Source organism: Tessaracoccus sp. MC1627, from assembly GCF_014164725.1.
GTDB lineage: Bacteria > Actinomycetota > Actinomycetes > Propionibacteriales > Propionibacteriaceae > Arachnia.
This window is the reverse complement of sequence record NZ_JACJGA010000003.1, coordinates 34,723-56,425: the sequence shown is the minus strand read 5'-3', so window position 1 is coordinate 56,425 and position 21,703 is coordinate 34,723. Positions and strand designations below refer to the sequence as shown.

16 protein-coding genes and 1 pseudogene are annotated in these 21,703 nt (G+C 62.8%); 5 read left to right on the top strand and 12 right to left on the bottom strand.

The annotated features are described in order from the left end of the window. The 8 genes and pseudogenes from H5399_RS08190 to H5399_RS18505 all read right to left on the bottom strand — a co-directional run. A complete protein-coding gene (locus H5399_RS08190; RefSeq protein ID WP_182782561.1) occupies positions 1 to 1,206 on the bottom strand; it encodes an O-antigen ligase in 1,206 nt (401 codons plus the stop codon). A 30-nt stretch (positions 1,207 to 1,236) separates the two neighbouring features. Then, positions 1,237 to 2,325, bottom strand: a complete 1,089-nt coding sequence (locus H5399_RS08185; protein WP_182782560.1) for a glycosyltransferase — start codon at positions 2,323 to 2,325, stop codon at positions 1,237 to 1,239. Then, positions 2,322 to 3,284, bottom strand: coding sequence for a glycosyltransferase family 4 protein (locus tag H5399_RS17995; RefSeq protein ID WP_255422183.1), 963 nt, complete (start codon positions 3,282 to 3,284; stop codon positions 2,322 to 2,324). The genes H5399_RS08185 and H5399_RS17995 overlap by 4 nt, the downstream gene beginning before the upstream one ends. Before the next feature lie 98 nt (positions 3,285 to 3,382). Next, positions 3,383 to 4,150, bottom strand: a complete 768-nt coding sequence (locus H5399_RS08175) for an ATP-grasp fold amidoligase family protein (RefSeq protein ID WP_220490914.1) — start codon at positions 4,148 to 4,150, stop codon at positions 3,383 to 3,385. Between the two features lie 270 nt (positions 4,151 to 4,420). Continuing rightward, entirely contained in the window at positions 4,421 to 5,233 is an 813-nt protein-coding gene (locus tag H5399_RS18510; RefSeq protein WP_370585725.1) for a glycosyltransferase family 2 protein, read from the bottom strand. A 165-nt stretch (positions 5,234 to 5,398) separates the two neighbouring features. After that, entirely contained in the window at positions 5,399 to 6,766 is a 1,368-nt protein-coding gene (locus tag H5399_RS08165; protein ID WP_182782557.1) for a sugar transferase, read from the bottom strand. A 250-nt stretch (positions 6,767 to 7,016) separates the two neighbouring features. Continuing rightward, on the bottom strand, positions 7,017 to 8,075 hold the full coding sequence (locus tag H5399_RS17990; protein ID WP_370585724.1) for a polysaccharide biosynthesis tyrosine autokinase: 1,059 nt from the start codon (positions 8,073 to 8,075) through the stop codon (positions 7,017 to 7,019). A gap of 36 nt (positions 8,076 to 8,111) precedes the next feature. Beyond that, a pseudogene (locus H5399_RS18505) lies at positions 8,112 to 8,366 on the bottom strand (Wzz/FepE/Etk N-terminal domain-containing protein); the annotation flags it as partial. A gap of 391 nt (positions 8,367 to 8,757) precedes the next feature. Here H5399_RS18505 and H5399_RS08155 point away from each other — a divergent pair. Both H5399_RS08155 and H5399_RS18500 read left to right on the top strand, forming a co-directional pair. Then, positions 8,758 to 9,279: an SGNH/GDSL hydrolase family protein gene (locus H5399_RS08155; RefSeq protein WP_182782555.1), complete on the top strand. Its 522-nt coding sequence runs from the start codon at positions 8,758 to 8,760 to the stop codon at positions 9,277 to 9,279. Between the two features lie 28 nt (positions 9,280 to 9,307). Then, positions 9,308 to 11,290 carry a dTDP-4-dehydrorhamnose 3,5-epimerase family protein gene (locus H5399_RS18500; RefSeq protein ID WP_182782554.1) on the top strand — a complete coding sequence of 661 codons (1,983 nt, stop codon included), beginning with the start codon at positions 9,308 to 9,310 and terminating at the stop codon, positions 11,288 to 11,290. 58 nt (positions 11,291 to 11,348) lie between these two features. On the opposite strand, the gene H5399_RS17975 is transcribed toward H5399_RS18500, so the two are convergent. The 3 genes from H5399_RS17975 to H5399_RS08135 form a co-directional block, all read right to left on the bottom strand. Continuing rightward, positions 11,349 to 12,059, bottom strand: coding sequence for a hypothetical protein (locus H5399_RS17975; protein WP_255422172.1), 711 nt, complete (start codon positions 12,057 to 12,059; stop codon positions 11,349 to 11,351). 75 nt (positions 12,060 to 12,134) lie between these two features. After that, positions 12,135 to 15,251, bottom strand: coding sequence for an Ig-like domain-containing protein (locus tag H5399_RS08140; RefSeq protein WP_182782552.1), 3,117 nt, complete (start codon positions 15,249 to 15,251; stop codon positions 12,135 to 12,137). A 959-nt stretch (positions 15,252 to 16,210) separates the two neighbouring features. Beyond that, positions 16,211 to 18,067, bottom strand: a complete 1,857-nt coding sequence (locus tag H5399_RS08135; RefSeq protein ID WP_182782551.1) for a hypothetical protein — start codon at positions 18,065 to 18,067, stop codon at positions 16,211 to 16,213. Positions 18,068 to 18,139: 72 nt separating this feature from the next. On the opposite strand from H5399_RS08135, the gene H5399_RS08130 reads away from it, so the two are divergent. Then, positions 18,140 to 18,433 carry a hypothetical protein gene (locus H5399_RS08130; protein WP_182782550.1) on the top strand — a complete coding sequence of 98 codons (294 nt, stop codon included), beginning with the start codon at positions 18,140 to 18,142 and terminating at the stop codon, positions 18,431 to 18,433. A 436-nt stretch (positions 18,434 to 18,869) separates the two neighbouring features. Here H5399_RS08130 and H5399_RS08125 read toward each other — a convergent pair whose 3' ends face one another. Beyond that, on the bottom strand, positions 18,870 to 19,040 hold the full coding sequence (locus H5399_RS08125) for a CsbD family protein (RefSeq protein ID WP_182782549.1): 171 nt from the start codon (positions 19,038 to 19,040) through the stop codon (positions 18,870 to 18,872). Between the two features lie 527 nt (positions 19,041 to 19,567). Between H5399_RS08125 and H5399_RS08120 the strand changes: the two genes are divergently transcribed. Both H5399_RS08120 and H5399_RS08115 read left to right on the top strand, forming a co-directional pair. Then, positions 19,568 to 20,623, top strand: coding sequence for an IS110 family transposase (locus H5399_RS08120; RefSeq protein ID WP_182782548.1), 1,056 nt, complete (start codon positions 19,568 to 19,570; stop codon positions 20,621 to 20,623). A 137-nt stretch (positions 20,624 to 20,760) separates the two neighbouring features. Beyond that, on the top strand, positions 20,761 to 21,702 hold the full coding sequence (locus H5399_RS08115; protein WP_182782547.1) for a PfkB family carbohydrate kinase: 942 nt from the start codon (positions 20,761 to 20,763) through the stop codon (positions 21,700 to 21,702). The last annotated feature ends 1 nt before the right edge of the window (position 21,703 follow it).

Below are 21,703 nucleotides of genomic sequence, written 5' to 3'. Positions count from 1 at the left end.
TCATTCTTCTCCTAGCTCGAAGAGTCTCGCACATCCTCCAAGGAACAATACGAGATAGAACATGCCCATGTTGTAGACAAAAATCTCTGTGATTGACATCAGTGTCATGGCACAATAGACGGCGGCGAGCGCCGCCTTCTCCCGAAGTCCGATAGCGGCGCGATCCACTTGGCGTCCCGCAACCAGAAGCAGTAGGATGAAGAGCGCTATCCCCACGAATCCGCCGTCATGCATCAATTGCAAGTACTGGTTGTGCGCCTGCCACAAAATAGAGCCATACCATGGCACGAAAGCACCGAAAGCGTCGTTCACACCGTACCCTACGATCGGAGCCGCGAGGAGAATCGGGATCGCATTGTCCCAGATCACAGTCCTCCCAGTCAGTTCCATAGACTTGCCGAGCCATTCCGAGATCAGAAACTCGAACGAATCGTGCGCTCTGAAAATCACGATCCCGAGGAAGGCGATGATGCCTAGGATGGAGATATTTCTCCAAGAGAAGAGGCTCACACCGCCAGGGATGAAGCGTACCGTGACGTATACCGCTGCCAGCACAACCAACCCTACATATCCCGTGGCGACATCGAGAATTGCGATCTGACTGATTCCGAGTGCTATGGCGAATAGGCTGCGCAATTGCCACCTCGAACAATCCAGAACATCAACCAGCACTGCAGCGAGGATCGCCGGGAAGATTACATCCGTGATACGGGTGCGAATCCCTAGGAAGTACACTGTCTGTTCAAACTCCCCAGGCCCCCAGGATGTCGATAGTCCGGAACCACCCAGGACCATTGCGAGGTTCAGGAACAGATAGAGTAGAAGAAGATTAGCGAGCCCCTTCAGGACGACCATTGCATGAACGCGCCCCTTCCCCAGTCCGTGCTCAAGGAGCACCAACAGCGCGATGAGCCGAACGGACTCGAAACCCCACGTGAGCAGGTCTCCGTTATGAGCTATCGTTCCTGGGAGAAGCGAAGCCCGCAGGGCGACCAGCGCCAGAAACACAGGGGAGACGGCTCTCTTGCTCTGTACGAGTCGCAGCACGAGATGCACGAACAGCAGGCCAGCGGCCAGTTTTAGGGCTCCCGACAAGGCGGGGTTACGCAACGCGAGGTGTGGAGGCAACAGCACAGCGAATACCACAGAGTACCCAAGCATCAGCCCAAAGGACTGATGCTTTACGCGGGCCAGTTCACGCTTCATCGATCGTCTCGGCAATCAACCGGACGGTCGTCACGAATAGGTGTCAAGATAGCCACCCATCATACGCTCCAGAGAGAAACGCTCTGCAGTCTCACGAGCACAGGCACTGAGACTTGACCAGCGTGCAGGATCTCTAGCGAGGTCGCTCAGGAGTTGGGCGATCTCTTGATGATCGAACCCAACAAGGTATCCATTCTCCCCGTTCTGCACCACTTCTGACATTCCGCCCACATTAGTCGCAACGACGGGCACACCGGCGGCCATCGCTTCTAGTACACTCATGGGAAGACCCTCGTACCGTGAAAGAAGAACAAAAACATCCGAGTCGCGATAGAACGACTCGGTTTGGCTTTGCAGGCCGGCAAAGGATACCAGTGACTCAACGCCCAATTGAGCCGCATAGCGCTCCAAGTCCTTCCTCATGCTTCCCTCTCCCACGAGCACCAACTTGAATAGTTGTCCCGTATGGGCGCCTTGCAGAGTGGCAACCACGTCCAACAAGAGTCGATGGTTCTTCACGGGCTCCAGCCGCGCCACGCACAAGAGTCGCATGGTGTGATCACTGGGAAGTTCCTTTTCGAATCGGAACCGGGACAACTCGACACCGTTCAGCACGGTCCTTACGCTCTCACTCTTAACTCTGTATAGAGCCAAGACAGAATCACGTACCTCGTCGCTCGGGGCGACCGCGACGACACCACTGCGAATGGCGACCCAGTTAACAATTCGGGTCGTAGGTCGCCGGGTCTCCATCATGGCAGTGCTGTGGAAGGTATGAACGATCCTGATTGAACGGCCACGCCAGCGAGCGGCCGGAAAGACATAGGGCAGGACCGGCAAATGCGTATGGACTACCGTTGGCTGGAAATCCCGGATCGCGCGGCGAAGCCGCGGAATCACACGAGGATCAAACCCAGGGTGCTTCTCAATGTGGTAGACCGAGATGCCACCTTGAAGCAAGCGCGATTCGATTGTGGATTGCACGCGGGCGAGTGGAACGACGACGACCGCGATCCCGTGTCGATGAAGAGCCTCCGCCAGAGAGGCAACCATTACCTCCGCGCCTCCGGTCGAGAGCGAGTGGACCACAAGCATGACTCGAAGCGGAACGGCGTTCACGGCCGTTCTCCAGTCAGGTTCATGTCGTCCAGCATTCGAGCGACGATGACGTCGGGAGCATAGTCACGAGCTTTCGCCAGACAATTCAGTCGCATGAGATTTCTTTCGGTTCTAGTCTGCGCAGTCAAGCGTTCCAACAGCCTAGCCAGACCTGCTACGTTCCCCGGCGATGTACTGAATCCGGTGATACCTTCCGTCAGCATCTCGTCGTGAAATCGCCATCGATAGGAAATGATCGGAACGCCAGCGGCTAGAGCATCGATTATCGACCCGGGAACACCCTCACCGCGCCACCTAGTTGGAAAGACGATGGCGAAGTAGCCGTTAAGAACGGCGGCGGCATTCTCAGGCGGCACAACACCCAAGTAGCGCACATATGGATTCTCATCCAGGATGGCGGAGAACTCCTTGCTGAAATCTTCTCCCACCGGCCCTATCACGTCCAATGTTGCGGCTGTCCCCTTAGCGTTGAGCATCCTGATCGCCGCCGCCGCATCCGGGATTCCCTTCTCCCGCGTCACGCGGCTAAGAGTACAGAAACGGTGGGGCGGTGCATCGTAGTCTTGCAACTCCGTGGGAGTGATTTTGGCAATCTCCTTAGCATTCGGAAGATAGCAAGCGTTGCGGACCCCGAGAGTCCGCAATTCGGCCGCAAGTCCTTCGGATTCCACCCAGTTGATTTCGAACGCATTGAGATAGGTCAGGAGTCGTGGTGATTCCTCAATATCCTGCACGAGGGCCCCCCCGATGAGGCTATGGTATACGCGAGTTCTCCTCAGGCGAACTGCAACATACAGAAGAGGAAATAGCGCTCGGCGTCCACCACGGGAGAGAAGGACGACGATGGCTTCACACGTCAGTACACAGTGAATGAAACGGAGAGTCACACTCAACCAGCGCCGAGCATAGCCCGTAGTATCAACGGAAAGGATACTCGCATCACCAAGTTGATTGATCATCTCTCGATGAACGGTCCGTGTCTTCACGGACTGCCCATCGATCATTGTTCCATCTGGATCGATGCGTCCAATCAGACCGATTCTCGTTGTCAACTGAATCACAGCATGACGCCTTTGAAAGTCTTCTTCTCAGGCAGGTTAAGCCGCGACCCGAACTCGCTGTCGTGCTCAATAGGATCGAAATCCGACAAACCATTACCCGGAGTGAATGTCACCTCACCAAAATACACCCGTCCATCGACCTCATAGAAGTCCACGCGGACCAGCGGGAAATCCGAACTCAAGGTCTCGGCAATTTCCACCATCTCGCGGAGAGCCTTCGGTCTCGCGATATCGTGGGGTTCGCCGGCTCGATAGCCGTAGTCGAAAGGCATGCGGCGCCAATGCCCGTCGTAAACACCGCTCTGCTCGTGCGTATACCGTCCTTGGATAGCGAGAATGAACTGAAGCTCGCCATGAATCATCATGAACTTGTAGTCGCGCAAACCCCCGCTGTCATCTGCCAGGTGCGCCTCGGCGATGACGCGTGGCTCACTGAACTCGTAGTGGAGCTCAAAACCGCCTGTCATGGCCTTTCTCATGTTCATCCATTGGGATACGCGTTTGCGGATGACCCGCTCTCTCAGTCTGGCTCGATCCTCAACAATGACGTTCCATCCAGAACCGTGCGTTGCCTTTAGTGCGAAGCGCTTGGGAAGCCCCTGGAGGGTGAATGTCTCATCATGCCCCCAGACACCGACTAGAGGAACTAAGTAATGCGCACCGATTTTGGCTTCGACCCACTCCCGTACGAGATACTTGTCAGCGAGCTGACCCTTCATCGGTGTGCTGTCGTAGAGTTTCAGCCATTGGATCTTCTCGCTCAACTTCTGGGGATCGTCCAGATTGCAGGACCAGCCCTTCGTCAGTCGAAACCATTCCGTAAGGGCCCGCCGATATTCCTGCGGCTTAAGACGAGTATTCCTTCGATAGAGTGACTTTCTCAGGAGATCTTCAGCCGCTGAAGGTAAGAGCGCTTGCGCGACGTTTTTTGGCCGTATCACTGGTTTCTCTCTGGTAGTCGCCCTGCGCGAATGACGCAAAGCCGTATGTTTCTGTAGGGCTAATGGCCCGTGTCTCATGAACTCGTGATTCGCCTATCGGAGTGGACGTGCGACCGAGGGTCGCCTGAATGACACAATCCCCGGTCTTCGCCTTCGGGTCGCATTGTAGAGTTGCGAGAGTAGGAAACCCAGTGCTGACGGAGCCTTCAGTCTTTCCACGTGCCGGTAGGTGTGCCAGGTCCGCCTGACTGCCTGTAGCTTGCTCGAAGATAGAGATCCAGATCGCCTGCGATATTTGGCAAGGGGTTCCTCGAGGCCGTGGAGTGTGTGGCCTGCTCGCAGAATCTGGAGCCAAGTTGCCGTGTCTTGGCCGCGCCTAAGATCTGGCATCCAGAGGAGCTCATGCGCGACCACGTTCGTGTCAATCACGATGCTTAGAGTAGACGTGATCGGATTGCGAAGGAATTGATTGTAGTTCATGCACTGGGGAACGATCACGAAGTTCCTGTGGTCTCCGTTCTCTTCGATCGTTTCGTATGATGTGATTGACACGCCTGCATTTTGCTCAGCCATGAAAGACAATTGCATCTCAAGCTTTTCGGGAAGCCAGCAGTCGTCGGAGTCCAAGAAGGCGACGTACCGTCCGCGAGCCTCATCAAGCCCGCGGTTCCGAGCGCTGGCGACTCCCGAGTTTTCTATCTGTCGCAAGACTCGGACTCGTCGGTCCGTGGAGGCAATCCTGTCAACCTCTCGGAGCGTCTCATCTTGCGAACAGTCGTCGACAACAATGAGTTCCAGATCAGGCATACTTTGAGCGAGGACGCTCATCATTGTCTCTTCTATGAAGTCCGCGCTGTTGAAAGTGGGAATGATCACAGAGACACATGGCAATTCCGATTTCGTCATCATCGTCGAGTTGGGTCCTTGCGATCTAGATATTCGAGCAAGTGCGCGCGACGAAGGAGGGCGCATGGTGCGCCTGCGAGCCCGTGCCCCTTCGTTGCCGGTCTCACGGACGGATGGTTATGAGACCTGCAGTCGATTTCAGGTCGATGGGGGCCAGGCAGAGCGTCAGTATGCGCCACTGGGGAACAACACCACCTTGATTGTACGAAGGATAATCGCGATATCGCCGGTCAGGGACCAGTTCTCCACGTATCGGAGGTCCAGTCGGATGCTGTCCTCGATGGACAGCCCGGAGCGTCCACTCACTTGCCACAGGCCCGTGATGCCCGGCTTGATCAGGAGACGGCGGTGGGCGGTGGGCGTGTACTCAGCGACCTCCCGGCCGACCTGAGGGCGAGGCCCCACGATGCTCATGTCGCCGTTTAGGACAGTCCAGAACTGAGGCAGCTCATCCAGTGAGAACTTGCGGAGGACCCGACCAACCCTGGTGATCCGTGGATCGTCCTCCATCTTGAACAGCAACGCGCTCCCGCCTGCCTGCTCGATCATCGCTGCGATCTTCGACTCTGCGTCCACGCACATAGTCCGGAACTTGTGGATGACGAACGGCTGCCCACCACGCCCCACCCGCTGCTGGCGGAACAGGATCGGGCCTCCGTCGTCGAGCTTGATGGCGATCGCCACCGCCAACAACACCGGCGCGGTCAGCACCAACGCAACCGCCGCGAACGCGATGTCAAACGTCCGCTTCATCCAGAAGTGGAGGCCCGAGTAGCGGGGCAGATCCACGTGGATCAGCTTGAGGCCCTCCACCGTGCTGTAACGCAGGCGCGGCCCGGCCACGTCGGTCATCCGTGGCATCACCATGAGCCGGACGCGGGAGCTCTCAAGGTCCCAGGCCAGCTTCCGGGTGGCCCCGCGGCTGAGGCCACCGGCCACGGCGACGGCCCCGAGGTGCATGCCCTCGAGCTCATCCGGGATCCGGTCGAAGTGAACGACGGGAAGGTCGAGCAGGCTCTGCGCCCCGCCAGTGCGCGGATGATCAGTCACGCACACTGCTGCTGGGAAGAAACCCGCCTCGGGGTTGCGGCGGATGTCGCTCACGGCGCCGTAAACGTCGTCCGCCGATCCGACCACCAGCGTTGCCACCAGGGCCTCCCCGCTGCGGCGCTTCGCGTTGAGACGCGACCGGCTCACCCATCGGACGGCTAGCAGCGCCAGGATGCCAAGAGGCAACAGCGCTATGAAGAAGAGTCGGGAGAGCTGCGCTCCAGCCAGGTACGAGACGACGGCGATGAATCCGAAGGCGTAGAACGTGCCCTTGATGACCCGCCGGTACTCCTCGGGTCCGGCCCCCAGGATCTCCCTGCTGCGAGACTCGTTGGCGGCGAGTGCCACCCACCACACCAGGCCGATCAGTGCGCCGGCGACGGGATAGGTGATCGGGGCCCCGGCAACGGTGCCCTCCGGCGAATCCCCAAACCGCAGAAGTCCCGTGAGGAGAATCGCAGTCAGAATGGCGATGAAGTCCAAGAGCGAGACAACTCGCTGATAGTTAGTTACCCATCGGCCGGCATCCACGGCAGCCTTTCGGCCTTCACCCACTCCACGAGCCGCGTCTGCCTGCTGGCCCATATCACGGTGGACACCAACGCGCTCTTCCTGAGCTTGAACGGCCTCAATCATGCGATCCCCCGATGCGCCTGTTGTGTGCGAGGCATCCATTCGGATGTCTCACGCGAAATCGTTACACGAAATTGTTACGGCAAGATGAACGAAAGCGTCAGTGTGCCGCTGAATAGTATGCGGCATAGGCTTCACCGGCGCGGACAGGGACGTCGTTAAGGACAACGCCCAGGAGGCTCACGTCCGCGGTGTCCATCATGTGAATGGCCTCGGCCACGTGTGCACGCCGCACGACACCGGAGCGCGTCACCAACACCGCACCACCGGTCTGGGCGGACAGGACGATGGCGTCTGTGACCGGCAGCAGAGGCGGCGAGTCGAACAGCACAAAATCATACTGACGCTCAACGGACGCGAGCAGTTGGGCCATGGCCTCAGAGCCCAGCAGCTCCGAGGGGTTCGGCGGGATGGTCCCCGCCGGGAGCACATCGAGCGTCCCGGCCCCCACCTTGAAGACCAGGTCCGAGAAGCCGGCCCTGCCGCTCAAGACATCTGAGAGACCCAGCTCGCCATCCAGGTGCAACCGTGCCCCCACCTGAGGCCGGCGGAGGTCCGCGTCGATCAACAGCACCGACTCACCGGCCTGCGCCAGGACGCGTGCCAGGTTGATGACTGTCTCCGTCTTGCCCTCGCCGGCCGTCGCGGACGTGACCACGAAGGACGATCTGCGCTCACCGCCCAGCCCGAGGAACCCGACGTTGGTTCGGAGCCGACGGTAGGCCTCCGCGTTCTGCCAGTGTTGACCGTCGTCGTCTGCAGCTCGCCCAGCGCTGGTGATGATGCGCCCCACAGACGCAAGCACGGGGGCGTCGGTGAGCGCCTCGATGTCCTGAGTGGTGCGCAGACGGGTGTCCGCCAGACTGCGCAGCACCGCTTGGCCCAACGCCAACATCAATCCCAGGACTGCGCCAAGAGCCAGATTCACGGCCGGGCGTGGGGCGGTCGGAGCGATGGGCACCTGCGCTGTGTCGATGACAGTCGCGCTCACGAGCGCGGCCCCGTCGGGGCTGGGTGGCGCGAGTTGTCCAACCGCGGCCTGCAGGCTGTCGGCGACGCTGTTGGCGAGGTCTGCGGCCAGCGCTGGGTCGCGGTCCTCTGCCTGGATCTCGATCACCGAGGTTGCGATGGGCGCGGTGACGGTGAGCTTTCCGGCCACTTCTCCCCGAGTAAGGTCTAGCCGAAGGTTACTAATAACCGGCTCGAGAACCATGGCGGAAGTGGCCACAGTCACAAACGATTTGACCTGTCGCTCGGCGTAGGTGGCACCCTGAGACAGCTCCCCTGCGGTGCCCCCACTCTCCACTGCGAGGAAAACGGAGGCAGTTGAAGAGTAGGTTGGCTTCTGCAGCAGAGTGACAACTGCGGCTATCGCGATGCACGCAAACAGCGTTGCCAGCGAGCTTCTCCAATACCGCTGCACGATTCGCAGGTATTGCTCCAGCTCCATTAGCCATCCTCGGGTGTCCGCCGCCTCAGATCAGGCAGCCTTGGGGTTCTCGGGGCACCGCGGGACGCGGCACGTCCCTGTGCGCCCTACAGTAATGTGGCTTCGAGCTAATGCTAAATCGGCCGGGAAGAGATCCATGAAATCACTGCGTGACGTCAGTAGGCTCAGTGCCGTCGGGTTGATCGTCCTCGGCCTGCTTGCCGTCGCCCTCAGCGCGTTGGCCCTCACGCGGTTCCGGCCGGTGGAAGCGGAGCCCGCGCCGTCGTCGAGCCGCCCTGCCAACCCGTCCGTTTCGGCTACCGCTTCGGCGTCGTCCTCGCCGTCGGTGGCGCCATCCTCATCGCCTCCCGCGAGCCCGACACCGAGCGCGACGGTCTCGTCACCGGCCCCCGTGAGTGGTCCCACCGTCGTAGTTGTAGGAGATTCGTTCTCGCTGGGTGAGCCGTCGGACACCTGGGTCGGCACCGCCGCCGAGGAACTCGGCTGGGGATTGGTGACCAATCTCTCGTCCCCCGGCCGTGGGTACATCACCGCGCCGCGCTCCTGTGACTTCGCGCCGTGCGACACGTTCATCGGCACCATCTCCGCCATCGCTGAGGCTCAGCCCGACATCGTCGTGACCTTCGGGGGCACCGCTGACGGCGACTACAGCCTGGCCGACCCGGCCGCCGAATACTTCGAGGCGCTGCGCGCCGCCCTGCCTCAGGCTGAACTGGTGGCCATCTCTCCCATCACGACTGAGGACCCGGCGCCGTTCTTCCTCACGCTGCACAACGACACGATCCGCGACGGCGTGGAGGCCGTGGACGGCACGTTCGTCGACGTGGGCCAACCCGGAGTGGGAGACGGCGAAACACTCTCCGGTGATGCACAGGCCGAGATCGCGCAGCAGGTCGTCGACCAACTGAAGTAGCCTCCGTCCCCCAGCCGAAGGAGCCCTCGTGCACGAGCTTCGAGTCACCCCCACCGAGATCCCCGGCCTACTGATCCTGCACCTGGGGGTGCAGTACAACGACGACGGCTGGTTCAAGGAGAACTGGCACCGCGCCAAGATGACGGCTCTTGGCCTGCCCGACTTCCATCCCGTGCAGCACAACGTCACCCACGTGGTGCAGCGCGGCGTCACCCGCGGCTTCCTCGCGGAGCCCTGGGACCGCCTCGTCGGCGTGGTGCGCGGCCGTGCGATGGGCGCCTGGGTGGACCTGCGCGCCGGGGAGGGGTTCGGCCGCACCGTCGTGGCGGACCTCGACGCGAACACGGCCGCCTTCGTCCCCCGCGGCGTCGCCAACGCCCACCAGGTACTCGAGGACGACACCACCCTCACCTACCTCATGGACCACCACTGGAGCCCGCAGGCGCGCACCAGGTTCTCGTCGGTCAACCTGTTCGACCCCGCCCTCGTCGTTCCCTGGCCCATCGGCCGGGATCGCGCCATCGTCGCCCACCGAGACGCCCTGAACCCGCTCCTCGCCGACGCCACCCCCGTGGAGCCGCGCCGCACCCTGGTGGTGGGAATCGAGACCCCCCTTGGCCGAGCGCTGCGCGCCGAACTCCCCCGCGCCGACGGCGCCACCTTCGCCGACATTGATGGCACGGATGCCATCGACACGTCCGCCTACGACACCCTCATCCACGCCCACGGCGAAGGCGCCACCGGCCGGCCGGATGCGGTTGCGGCGCGTGAGAGGTGGAGCGCCGCGGCGGAGCGAGCGCTGCACCTGGCCAACCTCGCCCGCCGGCACGGGATGCGCTACGTGCACGTCTCCTCGGATTGCCTGTTCGACCGTCCCGCCCCCGAACACCCCGAAGGCCACACGCTGAGTCTCGCCACCGGGCACGGACAGGCGTTGGCCGCGAGCGAGACGGTCGCGGCGGGGGTGCCGAGGCACCTCATCGTGCGCACTGGCTGGGTGGTGGGCCAGGACGAGGGGTTTGTCCACGACCTGGTGGCCTCCGCCCGCCACGGGCAGCGCATCACCGTCGACGGTCAGCGCAGTGGAAGGCTGACGTTCGCCTCGCAGCTGGCCGCCGGCATCACCCACCTGCTGGACTCCGGCGCGGCAGCGGGCACCTACAACGTGACCGGAGACGGCCGCGTGGTGACCTGGGACGAGGTGGCCCGACGGGTGTATCAGGCGATGGGGGCGGATCCTGGGCTGGTGCAGACGGCTCCGGCTGGCGTCGCCGCTGGTGGCGGTGTGAACACGGGCCGTGGAGCCGGGAGCCACGGGGTGCTGAGCCTTGAACGGATCAAGGGCACTGGATTCCGGCCCGGCAACGCGTGGCTGGAGCTGATCGACCACCTCCCCCGGCGATCTGGCGGCTCTGCACGGGCTGGTGCTGACGTCGGGAGCGAGGCCGGCGCCGAGCCGGCGGCGGCCTTGCGGCGAGCAAGGACGTACACGGTGCTGTTCGTGTGCACTGCAAACATCTGCCGGTCCGCGTACGCGGATGTCGCGGCTCGTTCCTCGGCGCCCGAGGGGATCGCGTTCGTGTCGGCGGGGACCCGAGCCCTCGTCGGCGAGGGGATGGATCCGCCGATGGCCGCTGAGCTGAAGGGGCGCGGGGAGCCAGAGGCGCATCTGGCGCGACAGCTGACGCGCTCGATGGTCGAGGAGGCGGACCTTATCCTCACGATGGCCCCCGAGCATCGTCGCTACATCCTCGACGAGTGGCCGACGCTCGGGCGCAAGGCGTTCGTCATCGGGCACGCCTCGCGGGTCGTGGCCGAACTCCCCAAGGATCTGAGGCTCGACGGGGTGGTGGACTACCTGTGGCATCATCGGACGTCGGAGGCGGGCGACGAGGTGGCGGATCCGTACCGACGCGGTGAGCAGGCTGCTGAGGTGGCGGCGCGGAGCATCGACGCGCACCTGGATGTGATCGTCGGGGCGTTGTCGCGGCTGGATGCGATCACAGGGTGAGCCCTCGCGAGGACTCTGAGGCGCTCGGGCAACCGCCCTGGTCCTGAGGCCTGCTCGGTTACGCGACGGGCCGCCGCGGCCCCACCGCGGCGGGCTCGTCGGCCCACTGCTCCTGGCCTAGATCGGTGACGCGCCTCGGCCTCTCGCCGCGGCCCTTCGTGCGATCGTCCGGCTCAGCCCGGTAGTACTTCGAGGTGTAACTGCCGTAGCCGTAGCCGAAAGTGGCCTCTCCCAGGTCCTTCTTCTCCACCTTGTTGAGCACCACGCCCAGGAGCTTGCCGTCCACCTGCTGGATCTTGCGCACTGCGACGCCGAGCTGTTCAGCCCTGGTCTTCCCGGACTGCACCACCACGTCGGCGCCGTCTGACGAGGAGGTGAGAAGCGCGGCGTCCGAGACAGGCAGGAGCGGGGGTGCGTCGATGAGGATGGTCGGCTCCCCCGCGTCGGCCAGCATGCCGGCAATGTCGGCCGCGAGCGTCGACTTGCCCTCCCCTCTGTGGAGGACGTGATCACGATGCTCTTCGCTGGGCTGTCGACGCTCACGAAACGGAGGTTGGTCCGAATCTGGCGGAGGGCCTCGGCGGCTGCTCCGGTCCCGGAGATCAGACCCATCTTCCCTCTGAGCTCGGGGCTGACGGGCACGATCCCCAGCGCGCTGGACTCGGCGATCTCCCTCCGCATCGCTGGCGTGCCGGATGACCCCGCTCCCCACAACGTGCGGCGGCCCGACAGCCGAGGTGACCGGCCGCGGCCATCGATGCTGGCTCATTGCCTAGCAGATGTCCTCTACCCTGGGTGGCCCGACTACTGCGCAGGGAATCGAGCCACCACCCCACCGAGGGATCTACTTGAACCAGATCTGAATCGGGTTCACAGGCGCATCGACCGCCTCCGATGCCGATTGGGCTGTGATCCAGTCCGGACTGCCCATGCCCGATTGCTGCACCGTGATGTGGTAGGGGTTCGCGGTTCGAGCGAGCTTGGGAGTCTTCAACACACAGACGTACTGGAGCGCGGTCGCGTCCCACCTACATGGAGCCATCGCCAATATGACCCCCTTGGCGTCAGCCTCCTCTGTGAGAACTACGCGAACCTGTCCACGCTCCGCCAACTCCTGCGAGATCGAAGGAAGCAGCAGGCCGTCCACGTCTCGGAGCGTGAACTTGACGGGAATGGTCGATCCGGACTTCGACCACGTGCTCTTCGAAAGAGGCGGGCCGTAGGCCTCGAGAGGGGCCGCCACCTGGTACTCCGCGGTCTCCGTGGCTGTGTTTCCGGCCAGATCACGTGCGTGACAAGTCAGCGTGAAGGTACCCAGATCGGCTGCGGACCCGGGCTCGCAGGTTGAACCCGTCTCATAAATCCCTGAGCCAGGCATCGGGTCTTCGGAATTCGGCGTTGACGACACGACCCCACCCCACACCACTGGATTCGGCGACACAGTTGGCGCCAAAACGGGAGCTGTGGCATCACGCTTGATCGTCACCAGCGACTTAGTCGTACCGCCGGCGTTGCTCGCGGAGCACGTGAGAGTCACACCATCGTCGTCTGTGTCAGACGTGATCGCTTGGCTCTCGCAGCCGACTGTGGTGGCCGACGTCGGCTCAACGGTCCACGAGACGGTCACATCGTCGGTGAACCACTCGTTGTCGCCCAGAGTCCCAGAGACGTGGGGCGAAATGACCGGTGCGGCAATCTCCGGAGTGATGAGGATCGAGATTGTTGCCGGGTACGAACGCAACAGGCCCGCCTGCACACTCACCTGAAGTGACTCAGTGCCCGAGACACCTGCGTTCGCCGAGTACTTCAAGCCAGTAGGCGTCACCTCTGCCGTACCGAGTGTGGGCGTTGAGAGGATGACATAAGAGACGCTGGCCCCGTAGGGATCCGCGCCGTCCAGTTGAAGTTCGACAGACTCTCCGGCCCTGACCGTGGCCGTGCCGTCACTGATGGTTGGATACTGAGGTGCAGCGGGAGCGCCGAAATCATCGAACCATTGAACCAAGGACTCAGGATCCGTCATCCTCATGATTTCCGTGACATCGAACTCCACCGACTTCTCACCGAACGTCGCCAGTTTCTGATCCGGTTGTTCGTTGTAGAAGTTCATACTCATTTCTCCGTGCTGGCCAGCCACGAATGTCAGACTGCCGACCTGCTGCCCAATCTTCCAGTCCAGCATGGGCGCATCGTCATCGAGACACCCTGTCGCACCGCCGTCACGGGAGTAGTCGATGATCCTTCGGCCATCCCTCCTGAACCCGAACTGACTGTAGGAATAAGACATGATGCTCTTGTAACTCGCGCATTTCTCCGGTTCGGCCGTGCGGTTGTGATGCTGAAGGCCAAGCAGGTGCCCCAACTCATGGGCGCCATTTGATGCCTGGGCGAACGAAGCGGCCTTTGAGAAATTTGCTGCATCCCAGCCGTCGAGCGAGTAGTTCCTGATCATTGCACTGAACCAGTTCAAACCCCAGCCGGTCCACCCGAAAACACCCTTGACATAGGCCTGACCAATCGTATTCTCCAAGTGCGATGGTTGGGCCAGGTTCATGAGTGACTTGAAGATTACAGGAACGCCACCGCCCCCATAACCCGGGCTGTTCAGATAGCCCGTGTAGGTGCCGACGCGCTGGATGGCTGCTCCCTCGAGAGAGTAGTAGCCGCTGTCGATGATAGACGCGGGAACCTCCGACCCTAATTCGATGTGGAGATTGATCCCTGAGGACTCGTCACCTTCAAGCGCCGGTGCCGCGGCAAACATCTGACGCATGTAGTCGAGTGTCTCTTGTGTGGGTTGATGACCCGACTCATAGTCGTAGCGTACGAAGAGGTCCTTCTTGTTCGGATCTGCGCCGAGCCCCGGGAGATCCAAATGCTTACTCTTCACCCAGACCCCATCGGTCTCCCACTTGTCCGGCAATCCATCCATATCACCGTCTGGCCAGTCCCACCAATTAGAATCAAGCGCGAACGGGGTCGGCACGTTGCGGGGATCATTCTTCACACGTAGGCCGTGCGTGCGCACCAACTGGCGGCCAGGATCGATGCTCACGGCGCGTACCCTGAGGGTTGGCATTGTCGTGACGGCTGCAAAAGAGATGGACACCTCACAAACATAGGTGGCGTTCGGTGGTCGAAGAGTGTAGGTGCATGAGGCTGAGACCCCGTCGCTGGCAACGTGCTCAAAATACGGCCCGCCACCCGAATCAACCGTAGCGCTCCACGTGTATGTGCCCGGTGTTAGAAGGGAGCAGTTCTCAGGACCGCCGGTCCAACTCAAGCCTCGGTCGGGCTCGTCAGAGCAAAGGCCGTTTCCAGAAAGGAAGTTGGCCAGGTTCTCAATGATCGGCTTTCGCGACTCGGCACCCAGCCAGTCAATGTCCATGAGAAGAGCGACCCTTCCCTTGCCCGACTGCATGTCAAGTTCGTCCCACACTCCGCCCACAACGATAGACGCGCTGCTCGCAAGAACGTTGCGGCCGGACACACCGGAGATGCTGGCTGTCACCATGCCACCAGGCGATTGAGGCACGAAATCAGTGAGCAGGTTCGGCTTGGACGCCACCTCGCTGAGCGCACCCCCGTTGAAGGCAAACGGGCCCGTGACATCACCCATTCCTCCCACTGTGACCTGCTCATTGAGAACGCGCCTGAGGAGGGTCGTGACCGAAGCGTTGAGCGCCTCGCAGCACGGGCGCTCGCCTGTCAAGTACAGATTCCCGCCAGCGTTGGCGTATTCGACCATCAGGTCAACCTCGCCGTTCGTGAGCCCCTCGTACGCTTCCACATACCAAATGCTCTGAAACTCCATGAGGTCCGCGAGCATCTCCGCGTGGGGCACGCCGAATCCCCACACATCAGTCAGGTTCTCTCGGACCCGAAGAGCTTCGAGCCCGAGCCCTTCAAGAGTCGACGCTAAGTTGTCGGCCTCGTACCCGTTGTCCCCTGACCCCAGCACGAGCGCTCTTTGGTCACTTGCGGGGGCCCCAACTACCGCCACCGCGAGAGATGGCGAAGTCAGCAGCGAAACAATGAGCGCGCAGGCCGCTACCAGCGACACGACGCGGATCTGGAGTTGGCGGCTGCGCCCTGGCCGCAGCGGTGTACTTCTCATGCTTTTCGATCCCCCCGGTTCGCGCTGGGCGCCATTGCCCAGCTTCGCCATCCGCTGTGACGGCTCGCCGTCATTCTGGCAGAACCGGTGCCGTAGCGTCAGTGATCTGGACGAACTTCCTGCAGCCTTGTCGGGTCCTTGATCTGCCACCAGCTGTGACGCCAGCCCCGCGTCTTGGTCGCTGTGTTCTCCAGACAAGTCGCATCATCCCAAGTCAGAGGCACCTTTCGCCATGAACCCGCCGCCAACCGTCGCGCCCTGACCGGCGCCGTGTCGATGGCGATGCCAGACGCAGGTTCGGCCCTTCCGTGCATGACCGTGGCCAGGTGTCACCGATGTAGCGGTGCTGCTCGCCGACGGCGGTGAGGCAATCTCCGACATTGACGTGCTGCGCCACCAATCCAAGGCGTTGGGGCCGGTCGCGTCGGCGCCGACGGTCTGGCGGGCGTTGGACAAGGTCACCCCCGCCAGGCGCATGAAGATCGCTACGGCCCTGTCGGTGTCCGGCACCACGTCGGGTCACAACCGGCGGCTGCGGGCGGAGTCGCGGCGAAGATCGCCGGCACCGATCTCGGCACCACGGTCGTGTTGGATGTTGATGCCACGATCGTGGTGGCCCGAGGAACCTGGAAAACCGCAGCCCGGCAGCGTCAGCCGGCCAACAGCCACGCACTCAACCGGCCCAGCGCTCAACCGCGACAGTTCAAGCCAGAAAGCAGCTCTCAAGCCGCCTCATGAAAGAGGGAGGCTAGTTGGGAAGTGGCCCGGGCCGTCGTCGGGCGGCAGCCCGGGCCTCACTCGTGTCAGCGAACAATGTTTACGGCGTCCTCTGCGTAGAACGGGGTGCCGTTCACTAGCATGCCCGCAAGATACAACGTCGTTGTATCGGTTGTGGCGTCGCCAATCTCTCGGTTGTGGACGCGGCAGATCAGGTCGAGGAGACCGTCGTTGTTCACGTCCTCGCCCTCAGAGGCGCAGGTCACGACGGCTTCGGTGCCGGTCGCGCCGAACCGCAGCGTGTTGATTTGCAGCGCGGTGAACGGGTCGAACTCGCGGGTCCCGAGGACTGCCAGTGGCGTGACCCCCTGCTTACCAAGGTTGATGGAGCTGGGCCAGGAGCGGGGCTTCACGTCGAGGGGTCCCCAGACTGCGGCGGCTGTGTCTGAGTCGACGGCGTGGGGGTCCTCGGGTGCGTTGCTGAGGATCGCCTCTACGTCGATGACTGATCGGGCTGAGCCGTCACACGTGACATGTACAGTGGCCGACTCCGCCACCGTCTGGTTGGCGTCGATCTGCCGAGTGATCAGGCTGGGCTGGGCCTCGACGCTGCAGCCGGCCTCCGGAGTAAACACGAACTGGGTCTGGGTCTGCACCGCCGTGGCCGGACCGTTGTTCATGGCCGCCAGTTGCGCTGTGCACATGAAGTCATTGGCGGTCGCTTCGCGCTGTGTGCAGGACACCTGGGTGAATGACGCCTCAAGGTCGACAGTCTCGAAGACCTCGGTTGTGGCCGTGGCTCCCATCGAGTTGTTGGCGAGCGTGTGGTCCTCCGCATGGTTATAGGTGGAGTTGACGGCGGCCGTCATGGTCGCGGGGTGGTAGCTGCGGTGGTCGCACGTCAGTTCCCACATGCCGGTGAACTGTTCGCTGCCGTTGAGTGCGAGGTTGCCAGTCCACACTCCGCCCGATGTCAGCTCGACTGTGCAATCGTCGAGCGCGTCGAGAGACAGGGTTGCACTGCTCGGGGTCGGTCCGAACGGGCCGTCGTTGGTGAGTGTCGCCGTGCCCTCGCAGGTGAAGGGTGTGTTCACCTGCGTTTGATCGTCGCAGGTCAGGGTGGCGCTTGTCACCGCCAGGTCGGAGTCGTCGAAGACTTCGATCGTCGCTGGGACTGTTCGCTCGTTGTTGGTGAGATCGGGGTCGAGGATGCCGACCTCACCGGCGAGTTCATCCATGGCCGTGAAGTCGTGATCCGACGGGTGTGCGCAGTTGACGGTGAACGTGCGCGAAAACGTTGTGGACGCCCCGGCTGCCAGTACGACCGGCACGGTGTAGGAGGCGGGGTTCACGGTGCAGTCATCCTCCGCGAGAAGGCGGATCTCGTCAGTGAAGTGACCTGGGCCGTCGGGGCCGAGGTTCGTCACAGTGGCCTCGACTGTGATCGGCGTGTCGACCCCGACATCGAGTCGCGTTGGGATGTCGACGAAGTGGAAGCCCGTCTTCGCCGCGTCCATCTGCTGCGTGACATCCACGGGGTGGAAGTTGCCGCACATCAGTGCAATGAACGTGTTCTCATCGCCGATCACCGTGAAGGGCATCCCGACCCAGAAGAGGCCCGACATCAGACTGTCCCTGACCCCCGCGATCTCGCAGAGCCCGTTGTCGGGGGTATCGTCGCATCCGCTCCAGCGGATGTCCTCGGTGACGTAGATCGTTTGCATCGGCGCATTCTCGATGAAGTCCCTCGTGAAGCCGTAGTGCTCGTAGAGCGCCAGGTTGCGGAGGAGGTCCTCGCGCGTGAGGAGCGAGCCGCTCGACGCGACAATGGAGGTGTCGACACACCCAGGCTTTGTGAGGAATTCCTCCTGCGAATAGCCGCAGCCAAGGTAGTCAGCGGACGCCGTGTCGACCGCGGGAGCGAGGGATGTGAGGACGAACACCGCGAGGGCTAGGAGAAGTATTCGGAGTGATCGTCTGGATCTGGACGTGATTGGCATTTGAGCCTCCTTGGCTTGGGTATGCGCGACCCAGGGGTTTGGGCAACTGCTCGGGAAACCGCGCTGCGCAACTTCTTTAAGCGCGTGGGTTTGGCGGCCATCGAGCCGTGTTCGGGGGATGAGAAGGGGTCAGACCTATTGCGTGATTGCGCGCCGAACTTCTCGAAGCCCCTGGCAGAAATCGTGGATCAGATGAGGCAGTGGCAACTAACGATCGGCGACGACGAACTGGAGAATCACAAGTTTGCGGGGCAATCCACTCGAGACCCGCACCGCTGCATCACAATGCAAAAGGTCGCCGTCGCATGACTGAAACGGTCTGATGAAGAGATCCTCACTTCACCTGCGGCGATGGAGGCGAGGGAATCACCAGTCATCAGGAACAAGGAAGGGCACAAACACAATCGGCGGACACCTTGCACACTTCGTCAACACAATGCCCCCCAAGGACAAACGCAAGCCTGAGAGTCATCATCATCGTCGACAATGGATATCCGCGTCGGATCTCTCGCGACGAATGCTACTGCACATGGGGATTAACTATTGGACAGATCTCCCCCATGACTTGAGTCTCGGTCCGTTGTGCGGAATGGAGATGCTGCCGGTGATCAGGGAGAGGGCAGCGGGATGAGCACGTCGACGGTGAAGGCGGCTGCTGCTGCAGGGTTGCAGGGTGGGGCCCCGGGGACGCAACGCGGCCGGCCACCGTATGGTGACCGGCCGCTGCCGTTGGTGTTGGACGGGCCTACTTGAAGATGTCCTTGACCTTCTCGCCGGCCTGCTTGATGTCGGCCGAGACCTGGTCGGCCTTGCCCTCGGCTTCGAGGCGCTCGTTGTCGGTGGCCTTGCCGAGGCCTTCCTTGACCTTGCCACCCGCTTCCTCAGCGGCGTTGCGGATCTTGTCGTCGGCTCCCATGATTCCTCCTGTGGGATAGATGGTTACCTGTCTCGTACCCACATTTGCGGGACTCAAACGGTGTGTCGCGGTGGGGTCGGGTCTCAGCACCGGTGCATGGGGGTTTCGACGCGCGCTGCGCCGCTGCGCGGCTTTGCCCGGCTCAACCAGCGAGGGTCCCCGGCCTTGAGGAGCGGAACGACGCGGCTGCGCCGCTTCGCGGGCGTGTGGCTCAACCAGCTGTAAGTCTTGATCTTGGCTGGCCTGGGGCTGGCTGGCAGGGTTCAGGTGTTTGCTCCTGGACTGGTTCGTGACTCTTCAACCAGCTGACCCGCGGTGACGTGTGTCTTGCTCCCGACATGTCCGTTCCAGTGCAGGGCTGACACCTGGACCCGGCCCACCACGGTGGCCTGATCAGAAGCTTGTCCAACCCGCTCCGTTCACGAGCAGGTTGTGACTCATTACAGGTCTGCCTCGTAGTGACCGTTCCCGGGACCCAGGCGTCAGCATTTCAGCGAGCGCACATCCGAGAGAGGAACACATCGCCAATGTCCATAGTGGCAGACCAGTACACCTTCGTCGTGGGTGTCGACACCCACGCCCGCACCCACACCTACGCCATCCTCACCGGCGGCGGCCGGCTCGTCGACCAGAAGGAGTTCCCCACCCAGCCCGCCGGCGTGTCCCGCGCGCTGGACTGGATCGGTCGCCGTACCGCCGGTGACATCTCCGGCACACTGCTCTCGGTCGAGGGCACCGGCAGCTACGGCGCCCAGCTCACTGCAACCGCCGCCGGGCACGGCTACCGGGTGGTTGAGGCCCCCCTCCCGACCCGGCACGGGCAGGGCAAAACCGACAGCCTCGACGCGCAGCGCGCCGCCCGCAACGTTCTGCCCGTCGAGCAGGACCGGTTGCGGGACCATCGCCGCCACGACGGCCAGCGTGACGTGATGCAGGCCCTCACCGTCGCCCGTGACCATCTCCAGACCCACCGCACGGCCACGATCAACGCCCTCACAGCCCATCTCCGAGTCCACGACCTCGACCTCGACGCACGCAAGGCACTCACCCCCGCCCAGATCCGCACCATCGCCGCCTGGCGCACCCGCAACGAGGATCCCTCCACCGCAGCCCTGCGGCAGATCGCGGTCGACTACGCCCGCGACATCGCAACCCTCGACGAGAAACTCGCCACCAACCACGCCACCCTCGACCAGCTCACCGCCCGCGAAGCCCCCGAACTGCGCGCCATCACCGGCATCGGGCCCGTCACCGCAGCCGTGATCCTCGCGGCCTGGTCACACCCCGGGCGGGTCCGCGACGAGGCCGCGTTCGCCATGCTCGCCGGCGTCGCCCCGATACCGGCATCCTCCGGCAACACACACCGACACCGCCTCAACCGCGGCGGTGACAGACAACTCAACCGCGGCCTCCACACCATGGTCAGCACCCGCCTCAGCCACAAGGACCCCGCCACGATCGCCTATTACCAACGACGCCGCAACGAAGGCAAAACCGACAAGGAAATCCGCCGCTGCCTGAAGCGCTTCATCGCCCGCAAGATCTACCGCACCCTCACCGCCGCCCGACTTGACACGGCATAGAAGCGTCGGGGTTCCGGCCGTGAGGAGCGGGCCACGCGCGTGGGGGCTCGGCTTTGGGGTCCGCGCCGAGGCGCGGCATGAGCCAGAGGCGTATGATCCGATGCCAGTAGCAGGACAGGCAGCGACGAGGAGGACCTGTGTCGTTGAACGGCGCACGCCCTTCAGTGATCGTGATCGGCGATCTCTGCCTCGACCACAACGAGGTGCCCGGCCGCGTGCTCGAGCCGTCGTGGGGGTCGCCCGCGCTGTTCATCGCCAGACAACTCCAGCAGGAGTACGGACTTCGCGCCCTGGTCAGCGGCCCCTACGGCGAGGACCTGCTGCCGTTCCTTGGCGACATCGCGTGCGATCGTGGGCCGTCGGGCCGGCGCTCCTTGTCGTACAAGAACGTCGCCGAGCCGGCACCGCCAGGCGACGATGACACGGCAGCCGCCCCAGGCAGGGTCCAGCACTGGCGCCCCGCAGACCGCCCACTGCAGCCGATCAGCCCCCGAGCCAACTGGTCCGCCTTCGACCTGGTGTACTTCTGCCCACTCGTCCCGGACGAGGATCGGGCAGCAGACGTCACGGAGTTCCGCGCCGCTCGACAGGACGGACACGCAGTCCACGTCCTCGTGGCACAAGGCCTCATGCGGGTCAGCGGCGAGCCGAGCGGCGACCACTACAGGCGGGTGGAGCGCCGCAACATCACCGACACCGAAGCAGCCTCCTGGTCATGCTTCGACATCGTCGTCTTCTCCGACGAGGACCAGAGCGACGCGCTCGCCAAGGCCATCCGCTGGTCGGCCCATGGCGGAGCGGCGGGCACAGGCTTCGTGGTGACCCAAGGGCGGCGGGGCGCCACCCTGTGTTTCCAGGGCAGGTTGATCCCCGTCCCGACGCTGCCGGTCACCGACGAGACGACCTCGGTGGGTGCCGGGGATGCCTTCGCCGCCACGATGGGGCTGGAGTTCTACCAGGCCTACGTGGTCGAAGCCATGAGCAGATCTGCAGCGCTTCATCGAGCGACGGTGAGGGCCACGGCAGCGGCCTCCGCGCGCGTGCTGGCCGGCGTGGCAGCATCGACCGGGGCTCAGTAGC